Below are 9,243 nucleotides of genomic sequence, written 5' to 3' on the forward strand. Positions count from 1 at the left end.
TCACACGATTGTAACGACAATCACAGGCCACGCGGAACCCGCTGGAACAGGATCTCGAGACCTACCGATTTCCATCCACTGAGTGGAGTTGGCGGCAGACTGGCGCGGTCGACCCGAAGCATCGGGCCGGCAAACCCGATCGAGCCTGGTGAAGTGCCCTCGGATCGGTTGTGCACACGCACTAATGTTGGCGTTCACTGCTGGGATCGTGCCGAAGACTCCGCACTGTGTCATGCGATGTTCTTGTTCGAGGTGCCGGGAGGCTTTCGACACTTCATGGCAATGACGCTGGAGGTTCAATGGGTAAGACATGGTTGCGACACTGGACTGTCGCGACGCTATCCGCGGCAACTGTGCTGGTCAGCGCCGGTGCCGCGGTGGGCGATCCCACCGATATCGCATTCCCTCCAGACCAGAACCAACTCCCGCAACTGCCGTCCGAACCGCAGATCTACGATCTGCTCCCGATTCCGATGCCCTCGGAAGACCCCTGGTACAACGATCCGGACGACCTTGCCTCCTACGCGCCCGGTCAGATCGTTCGCACGCGGGAGGTCCAGACCCGCTTGGTCGGCATCCCGTTCCCGGTTTACACCAAGCAACTGCTGTTTCGGTCCAACGATGTCCACGACAATCCCATCGTGACAGCCACGACCGTCATCGTCCCGGGCATTCCGTGGCAGGGCAGTACACGGCCGGTGCTGTCGTTCCAGGAGGCCATCGACTCCACCAACTCCTCCTGCAATCCGTCGTACACGTTGCAGGTCGGCACGATGAAGGAGTCCGCGCTAGCGATCTACTGGCTGATGCAAGGCTTCGCCCTCAACGTCCCCGACTTCGACGGCAAGTTCAATACGTTCAACACCTACGCCGAGGGCAAGATGGTGCTGGACAGCCTGCGCGCGGTGAAGAACGATGCGGGACTGGGTCTGTCTGATGCCGGCATCGCGCTGTACGGGTACTCCGGTGGCGGCTCGGGATCGATTCGCGCAGCCGAACTGCGCGCCACCTACGCGCCTGATGTGCGGCTGCTCGGAACGGCCGTGGGCGCCACCCCCGGCAGCCTCACGGGAATCGCCCGATACGCGGTGCAGCCGCAGACCGGACTCGCGGGGATCGGCAACTTCACCATGTGGCTCGGGCTCGTGGCCTTCGCACGGGAGTACCCGGATGTATTCCGGCCCGAGGAGTTGCTGACCGAGGAAGGCCAGCAACTACTCCGCGATTTTCAGTCTCGCTGTGTCATCACCCTCGCGCCGTCGGGGATATACCGCCCACTGAGTGCGTATTTCAAGCCGGGCAAATCACTGGAAACCGAGCCCGCCATCCAGCGAGTGTTGGAGGACAACAGCCTCGGCAAACACATACCCGACACCCCGATCCTGTGGTGGCACGGTATCTGGGATGAGGTCGTGCCACCGTCGACAGTGCTGCCGACCGTGAATAAATACTGGGACAGCGGTGCGGACCTGCGGTTCATCACCGTTCCCCTTCCTGAGCACGGGGTGAACGCTGTCACCGGCTGGATTCCGTCGGTAGCTTGGACCAGCGCCGTACTGCGCGGCTCGGCTCCGGGCCCTACATTCAATCTCGGGTTCCCCGCACCGTTGCCCGAAGGCTTCCCGGGCGCTTGAGTGAATCGGTCGACGCGGGCACCGGCGTCTCAGGAGGGCACATGACCCAGATGTATTCCCCCGAGCCCGGGCTCGCGCGCGACAAGCGGTGGCAGCAGGTGGTCGAGCGGACGCACGCCCAAGCGGCAGGCTTGGCCGCCGCCCTCAAGGCCGATGATCTGCTGCCCCACTCCATGCTGGACGCGGACTTCGTACCGAGCGTCCAACTCAACATTGCACTGTTCTTCCGGTCGCTCACCGTGGATTACGAACTGTCCAGAGAAGACACCCTCCCGATCGTCGAGCGGGCGATGCGGCTGGTCCGTGACGGTATGTCCCTCGAGGAGATCCTGACCAATTACCGCGTCGGTACCGCATTCCTGTGGAGTCAGTCCATCTCGGTCCTCGAACCGGACGAGTACCCGCTGCTGCCGGAACTCGGGCTGCGCCTGACCAACTACCTCAACCTGGTGGTCACACACATCGCCACCGCCCTGATCGAGGACAGCCGCCAGCCACGCTGGGACATCCTGGAACGCCAAGGCGAGATCGCCGCCGATCTGCTGGCTGGACGCGAGATCAGCGGCTGGACAGGCGCACCCGAAATCCCCATCGCGGAATCGTTCCTCGTTGCCGCGGTACGGCTCGGCGAACCCGCGCCCGGCACGCTCACCGCCCTACGCAACCGGCTCGGGCAGCTCCCGGGCACCTTCCTCTACCGCGACAACGGTGGCTGGATCGCGCTCGTCCCTCTGCGCCCGGTCGACGAAGACGATCCGGCGGCAGCGCTGGCCAGCCGTATCGGGTTGTCCAGCAAGGCTGCTCGGCCCGAATGCTGGATCGGCGTCGCGACCGCCCTCACCCGGGCGGACATCCCCGGGGCCTATATCGAAGCGCACACCGTCGCCGAGACAGCCCGCGCTCTTGCCCGGCCCGAAACAATCTGCACCCGAAGGCACATGATGTTCGAATACTCCGTGGCTGCGGGCGGAGCCACGCTCAACGCCCTGGCCGCGCTGCTCGATCCGCTCGCCGATCATCCTGCCCTGCTGGAGACCCTCGATGCGTTCATAGACAGCGAGTTCAATCACAACGCCGCCGCCCAGGCACTCTTCATCCACCGCAACACCGTCACCTACCGACTCTGCCGCATCACCGAACTGAGCGGCTACGACCCCCTGCTGCCCAGCGGCGTTTCCACTCTCATGGCCGCGCGGGTCGCCCAGCGCATCGTTACCTACCCGACCACTTCAACCCGAGCACGGGAAACGACTAGAGCCCCATCCAGTTCTCCGGACGGGGCTCAACAACGTCGATGATGCAGGCTCAAAGCCTTTGGGGCTACATCACACGTTGAAGCGGAACTCGACCCGCTTGACAGCCCACTCCCCTACCACGTACCGCACCGTCGTGTAAGCCATGCAGGGACACTACCAGCCCCGGAACACCCTGGCACACAACCAGTTCCCGGATCGGTGCTGACCAAAAGCTCAGCGTCACGCGATATCAGCTGAGGTTGAATCGCGACACCGAGACTGGATACGGATCCACAGCGTCCACCCTGGATCCTCGACCGCACACCGGCGTATGCGGACGCTCGTGACCGCGCGCCCAGCGGCAATACAGGACGTCTTCGGCAGTGTTGCAGTAGCGCGATCCAACGGAGAGTTTCGACTTGCTCCTGACGTAACGTCAGGTCATAGCGTTGGCGGTACCCGCGCGAGGTGCGTCGGTGGAAGTGAGAGACGGAAGCGGATGGACGAGACGGGTATCGAGCAGGTGTGGAAGGTCGGTGAGCTCGCGACCAAGTCCGGGCTGACAGTGCGCACGCTGCATCACTACGACCGCATCGGGTTGGTGTGCCCGGCCGGGCGCACCAGCTCCGGTCACCGGCTCTACTTCGAAGCCGACGTCCAGCGTCTGTATCAGGTTTTGGCTTTGCGCCAGTTGGGTCTCGGTCTGGACCAGATCGCGCAAGTGCTCACTGGCGCAGTAGCTATGGCGCAAGTGCTAGTCGCACATCGCGATTATCTGGCTGCTCAGGTGGCCGCGACACAAGATCTGCACGCTCTGGTAGCGACGCTGGTGACGACGGCCGAGAACCGGCCCGAAGTCTCTGCGGATCACTTCCTGGCACTAATCAGGAGGACTGTCATGGTCGACGACACTGCCAAGCAATACTTCACCCGCGACAATGCCGAGGCGTTCACTACCCTTTACTTTGCGCAGCTCGCGGCCCAACAACGCGCACTAGAGCTCTGGTACGCCGAGGATGCGCGACTCACTGTCGGGGACACTCCGTACGTGGGCACCACTGCGATCTTCGAACAGCTCCTCCGCCTGCCACAGGCCGGGTACAACGTCAACGCGATCGATGTTCAGGCGGACACCGACGTCTCTGCGCTTCTACGGGTGACTGGGAATCTCATGCGGGACGGAGTTCTCGATGCTCGCCCGTTCGAGACGTCGTTCACACTGAACAGATCCTCGGCAGACGACGCATACACGATCGCCAGTCAGAACTTCCAAGTCGTCTAGATCCCGATCAGCCGCAAGGGCTTCGCGTCACGCGATGCCACGAGTTGGCCGTAGCGGAAGCGCGCGATATCGGGTCGCGCGCTTCTCGGCATGAGCGGACGTTCGATTGCTTGACCCCTGCCGTCCGCGTGACGTCGCCTTGCCCACGCGGACGGCAGGGCACCAATCCGCCGACTACTGCTCCTCGGCGTGCTCGACCACCGCCGGAGTGGCTAGATACCGTTTCCAGATCGCCGCGGTATCGCGGGTCGGTTCCGATCCCAGCGCCGGTTCGTACTGCGGCGCTGGCAGAACTTCTACGTGCTGTGTCTGTGTCATGCCGGGCTAGACGTTGCCGAACAGCAAACGGTTCCATCGAGCTTGTAGCGACCAGCGACCAGCGACCAGGGCCGAGGCCGGACCGAATCTGCCGACGGATCGATAGATAATCGAACGTATGTGCGAATCGATCTGGCTCTATCTGCGCAACGGGCGCTGGACGGAACCGGCTCCCCGCTACTGCCCGAACGGTCACCGGCTCGGTCCTGGCCAGGTGCTCGTCGGTGCGGTGCCTTGCCTCCGGAGCGGTGGTCACCATCGAACGCACACGTGCCGAGTCTGCGCTACGACGACCTACGCGCCACCGCTGCACACCGACTGCGATCACTACTCATAACCGCAGTCTGCCCTTGCCCTCGCCGTCTCGAATCAAGCCCGGTGACCTGCTAGAACGCGGACAGCATGGAGCACCTACTTGTTTTTCGACGGTGAGGCTACTCCGCTGCGGAACTCGACCCGCTTGACAGCCCACTCCCCGACCACGTATCGCACCTTCGCGTAAGTCATGCAGGGACACTACCAGCCCCGGAACACCCTGGCGCACAACCAGTTCCCGGATCGCTCCTGACCAAAGCTCAGCGTCACGCGGTATCAGCTGAGGTTGAATCGCGACACCGACGCTGGATACCGATCCACAGCGTCCACCCCGGATCCTCGACCGCACCTCGGCAGATACGGACGGTTCGTGACCAGGCGCCCAGCGACATTTGCGGATTTCCTGAGCGCCAAGTACGTAGTAGCCGCCTGACCTCCTTGGCCTCCTAGTCTCGCGCTATGCCGCCGATCAGATGGCACGCGGCGTGGTCTATCCCTAGTCGGAGAATGCGATCCCTGCGATCCGCGCAGGTTCCTGATAGCTGGTTAGGTAGTTTGCATCCCAGGGTATTCCGAGCACGATGACGAAGTCGCTGGTTCCGAACTCGGCATCGAGCTGTTTCCAAGTACGCGCGAGGTACTCCACAGCAGCCCAGGACGAGTCTCCTCGAGCCCCGAGGCAGTAGAAGTTGGCGGCACCCTGCTCGCTTCCACGAACCTTTTCGATGACCAGCAGATTCTTGCGAGCAGTTACGTTCTGTAGGTTGCCCCCGTCCAGACGAACGCTAACTGTCATCTCCTCGCCGGCGGTGTACCAGGGTTCGGATCCGCCGGTTTCCCTGGTCATCGCCGCTCTGACCAACTGCTGATCGACGCTGTAGCGTCGAACCGAGTTGCGGGTGCTGCTGCCGACGACAATGGAGCTGTCCGACAGCTGGGTCGCGTTGGCGGTAGATGGACTCACCTCGACCAGGTAGCGCACTGGCCTGCGAAGCCAAATCCCATCGACCAGCCCTCGGACGAGTTCGGGAAGCCGTAATGGGGCCGCACCGAAGAGTTTATTAACGCTTTGAACTGCCTGAAACTCACTGAACCCCAGGGTAAATCGAGGCCTGCCGTCGGGGTGCGGCTCGGCGAGATTCGAAAGATATATCTGGATCACGCGACCTCGGCTCAGGCCGAAAAATCGCACCATCTTTCGTTCGACAGTCCGCCCGCCAGCCAGAAATAGAACACCTAGCAGTATCCAAAACGCAATGTTGGCAACAAGATTGGTGCCCACGTCAATGATGAACGACACCCTGGGATCCTACGGCCAGCCCCGATGGAGGATCTACCGATGCCCGCAACTGTCTAGGAGAGAAGCCTTGCCAATCAACCCAGCTCAGCCGATGCGGGGACAATCGTGCCGGTCCTCCACTGGTGGGTGCCTCCCTCCGTGCCCCATTCGTGCCCCCGAGCCAGGGTCAAAGTCGGTAAATCCGGCGCCAACGAGCAAACGTCAGACAAGGTCAGACCACCATTCCCGCTCATTCGCCTGCTTCCCAAGCTGTCGCCCTGGTCCGCGCGCAGCTATTCGCACAACCGCAGTTCGTATCTGCTGACAACCGTGACTGATCCACCTTCGAGCCGCTGACCCGGAGCCCCACCAACTGGAACGTCGCCGCAATGGACGAACCCAGCCCGCTCGTAGTAGGCACGCAACCGGTCGTTGGTGGCCACGCGGTCCAACCGCAGCAAGCCCCGGCCGTGGTCCCGCGCAGTGTCTGCTGCCCACCGGAGGATCTGGCCGCCGATGCCTGCCGCCCATCGTCGGACTGCCATGGTTCGGACCTAGGCTGGATCGTCGCCGCGCTCGTCGAGTTCGTGCTGCGTATGGGGCAGCTGCACTTGCCCTCGCCGTCTCGAATCAAGCACTGTGACCTGATAAAACACGGACAACATGGAGCACCTACTTGTTCTTCGACAGTGAGGCTACTCCGCTTCGGAACTCGCCCCGCTTGATAGCCCACTCCCCGACCACGTGTCGCACCTTCGCGTACGCCATGCAGGGACACTACCAGCGCCTAAACACCCTGGCACACAACCAGTTCCCGGATCGCTGCCGACCAAAGCTCAGCGTCACGCGGAGTCAGCTGAGGTTGAACCGCGACACCGCCACCGGATACTGATCCACAGGGTCCACCCTGGGCTGACCAGTCACTCAGTCATATTCGCCAACGGCCCCACGCGCACACCCACAGCTCCGGGACGCTGGCCTGGGCCGACAGTGGGTACAGAACCCATCTGTCGGTCTGGCCGGTCCGGTGCTGACTGAGGAATTGTTGAACGACCGTCCGGGATGTGAAAAGGGTTGCTCAGCAGTAGGTATCGCCCTGGCCAGTATGTGAGGATCAGTGGACTTAGCGACAGTGTGGAGGTCGGTGTGGCGGTTTCGTGGCAGGTGGTGCGGCGGGTAGCGGTGCCCACCGGGGTGACCGCGGTGGTGACGACGGGGTTGGCGGTGGCGGTGAACTACGCGACCGGTGGTGACCACTCGATGTGGGCGTGGGTGGCCGTGGCGGTGCTGACCGTCGCCGCGTTCGGCACGTCGTTGTGGCTGCAGTTCGCCGCCCAACCCTCAGCTCCGGCTCCTGAGCCCATGCCGGGGATGGATGTCGAGGATGCGAGCGCGGGCCGGGACATGCGATTCGGTCAGGTCCACGGCACTGGACCCGGCGTGCGAGGGCGGCGACTGCAGGCCGGGCGCGACATGACCTTCGACGGCACCGACAGCCGCGGTGATGCCTCACACCCATGAACCACCGACCCACCGGCCGCTGGTGGCCATGGCGGCGCGACGCTGACCGGGCTGGCGCGGGCACATTCCTCGGTCTGGACCAGGTGAGTGCCGGGCGCGATATCCACAACAGCGTCGACAACTCCCACACCGAGACCACCACAGTCCACATTCACCGGTACGACACTGAATCTCCGCCCTCCGCACCAGCGGAGACGACGGGGCTGGTGGTCGGTGCGGTACCGCTCCCTGCCCGGCATTTCGTGCCTCGTGCCCAGGTCGGCCAGCTCCGCGAAGCCTTGATGCGCGAGCAGGTGGCGGTGGTGGTGTGCGGGATGCGTGGTGCCGGAAAAACCCAGGTCGCCGCCGCCTACGCCCGCGAAATCATGACCGACGAGTCCGCGAGGTTGATGGGCTGGGTCGGTGCGGAGACCCGCGACAGCACCCTGGCCGGGCTGGCCGAGATCGCCACCAGGTTGAAGGTGGCCGACCCGGACGGAGATTCGTTGGTCTCGGCGCGGCGGCTGCGCGACCACCTCAACAGTGCGCGGGGGTTGGCAGGGGTGTTGGTATTCGACAACGCCACCGACCCGGATTTCCTGAGCGAGTTCCTGCCCACCGGCGGCGGGGTGCGGGTGGTGATCACCAGCACCGACCGCGCCTTCGTCGGCCTGGGTGAATTGGTCGACGCCGCGACCGGGTTCGACCGCACCGAGTCGGTCGGCTACCTCCACACCGCGACCGGGCTCGATGACCCAACCGGCTCCGACACCCTCGCTACCGAGTTGGGAGACCTGCCGCTGGCTCTGGCAGCCGCCGCGGCCACCATCACCGCTCAGCGTCTGGACTACCACAGCTACCAGGAGTTGCTGGCTGCTCAGCCGCTCCCTGCCGCGCTGCCTCGCCAGCGCGGCAGCAGTTACGGCCGTGCGGTGGACCAGGCGCTGGGGCTCGCGATCGATACCGTCATCACCGGCGATACCGCGCTCGACGGGCGGGTGCGGTGGCTGGTGGGCGTGATGGCGATGCTGTCGGCCGATGGTGTGGAAGCCGCACTGCTGGAAAAGGACACGGACCCACTGACAGGCGCGGCGATCACACGCTGTGTTGAGGGGTCGCTGGTGTCGTGGTCGACCGGCGGGCGGGTGCTGGTAATGCACCGGCTGACTGCCCGAGTGGTCCGCGAACGCGCCTTCGCCGCTGGCACCCTCGACACTATCGCCGCGAACACTGTCGCGGTACTCGCACCGCACCTATTCAACTCGATCGAGGCTTTCCAGCGCCGTAGCGAAGGCGCCCGTCTGGTCGACCACGTCGACACCCTCGCCGAACACGTCGCAACCGGCCCTCCCTCCCTGAGCGCCGACATTCATGCCGCCATACTGACTGCCCGCCGCTGGGCCACCAGACAACTGACTGATGCGGCCGACCTGCAACGCGCCGTCCCCCACGCCGAGCGCACCGTCACCGACCACCGGCACCATCTCGGCCCCGACCACCCTGACACCCTCACCGCCCACAGCTACCTTGCCGCCGTCTACCACCAGGTGGGTAGGGTCGGCGGAGCCGCCGAACTGTTCGAGCAGCTACTCACCGACCGGCGGCGGGTCCTCGGCGACGACCACCCCCACACCCTGGCCACCCGCAGCTACCTCGCCGGCGCCTACAGATCGGTGGGTC

8 protein-coding genes are annotated in these 9,243 nt (G+C 64.2%); 5 read left to right on the forward strand and 3 right to left on the reverse strand.

Annotated features, from left to right (window positions below):
• Nucleotides 1-299 precede the first annotated feature (299 nt).
• The 3 genes from NS1_RS32425 to NS1_RS41035 all read left to right on the forward strand — a co-directional run bounded on the left by NS1_RS32425 (nt 300) and on the right by NS1_RS41035 (nt 4,151).
• A complete protein-coding gene (locus NS1_RS32425; RefSeq protein ID WP_062990657.1) occupies nt 300-1,634 on the forward strand; it encodes a lipase family protein in 1,335 nt (444 codons plus the stop codon).
• A gap of 41 nt (nt 1,635-1,675) precedes the next feature.
• Complete coding sequence (locus NS1_RS32430) at nt 1,676-2,932, forward strand: PucR family transcriptional regulator (RefSeq protein ID WP_062990659.1); 1,257 nt, start codon at nt 1,676-1,678, stop codon at nt 2,930-2,932.
• A gap of 436 nt (nt 2,933-3,368) precedes the next feature.
• Complete coding sequence (locus NS1_RS41035) at nt 3,369-4,151, forward strand: MerR family transcriptional regulator (protein ID WP_084504695.1); 783 nt, start codon at nt 3,369-3,371, stop codon at nt 4,149-4,151.
• A gap of 174 nt (nt 4,152-4,325) precedes the next feature.
• Here NS1_RS41035 and NS1_RS40480 read toward each other — a convergent pair whose 3' ends face one another.
• The 3 genes from NS1_RS40480 to NS1_RS42555 all read right to left on the reverse strand — a co-directional run bounded on the left by NS1_RS40480 (nt 4,326) and on the right by NS1_RS42555 (nt 6,608).
• A complete protein-coding gene (locus NS1_RS40480; RefSeq protein ID WP_157125507.1) occupies nt 4,326-4,469 on the reverse strand; it encodes a hypothetical protein in 144 nt (47 codons plus the stop codon).
• A gap of 811 nt (nt 4,470-5,280) precedes the next feature.
• A complete protein-coding gene (locus NS1_RS40485) occupies nt 5,281-6,084 on the reverse strand; it encodes a hypothetical protein (RefSeq protein WP_157125508.1) in 804 nt (267 codons plus the stop codon).
• A 272-nt stretch (nt 6,085-6,356) separates the two neighbouring features.
• The gene (locus NS1_RS42555; protein WP_373864378.1) at nt 6,357-6,608 is read right to left on the reverse strand and encodes a GNAT family N-acetyltransferase; all 252 of its coding nucleotides are present in this window, start codon (nt 6,606-6,608) and stop codon (nt 6,357-6,359) included.
• A gap of 601 nt (nt 6,609-7,209) precedes the next feature.
• Between NS1_RS42555 and NS1_RS32445 the strand changes: the two genes are divergently transcribed.
• Both NS1_RS32445 and NS1_RS32450 read left to right on the forward strand, forming a co-directional pair.
• The gene (locus NS1_RS32445; RefSeq protein WP_157125509.1) at nt 7,210-7,584 is read left to right on the forward strand and encodes a hypothetical protein; all 375 of its coding nucleotides are present in this window, start codon (nt 7,210-7,212) and stop codon (nt 7,582-7,584) included.
• The coding region (locus tag NS1_RS32450; RefSeq protein ID WP_157125510.1) for a tetratricopeptide repeat protein at nt 7,581-9,243 on the forward strand (1,663 nt) is incomplete at its 3' end. The genes NS1_RS32445 and NS1_RS32450, both read left to right, overlap by 4 nt.

The organism is Nocardia salmonicida NBRC 13393, assembly GCF_001613085.1.
Taxonomy (GTDB): Bacteria; Actinomycetota; Actinomycetes; order Mycobacteriales; family Mycobacteriaceae; genus Nocardia; species Nocardia salmonicida.

Coding starts and splice junctions, on each gene's coding strand:
- NS1_RS32425 (WP_062990657.1), top strand. CDS start 300: ATGGGTAAGACATGGTTGCGACACTGGACTGTCGCGACGCTATCCGCG.
- NS1_RS32430 (WP_062990659.1), top strand. CDS start 1,676: ATGACCCAGATGTATTCCCCCGAGCCCGGGCTCGCGCGCGACAAGCGG.
- NS1_RS41035 (WP_084504695.1), top strand. CDS start 3,369: ATGGACGAGACGGGTATCGAGCAGGTGTGGAAGGTCGGTGAGCTCGCG.
- NS1_RS40480 (WP_157125507.1), bottom strand. CDS start 4,469: ATGACACAGACACAGCACGTAGAAGTTCTGCCAGCGCCGCAGTACGAA.
- NS1_RS42555 (WP_373864378.1), bottom strand. CDS start 6,608: ATGGCAGTCCGACGATGGGCGGCAGGCATCGGCGGCCAGATCCTCCGG.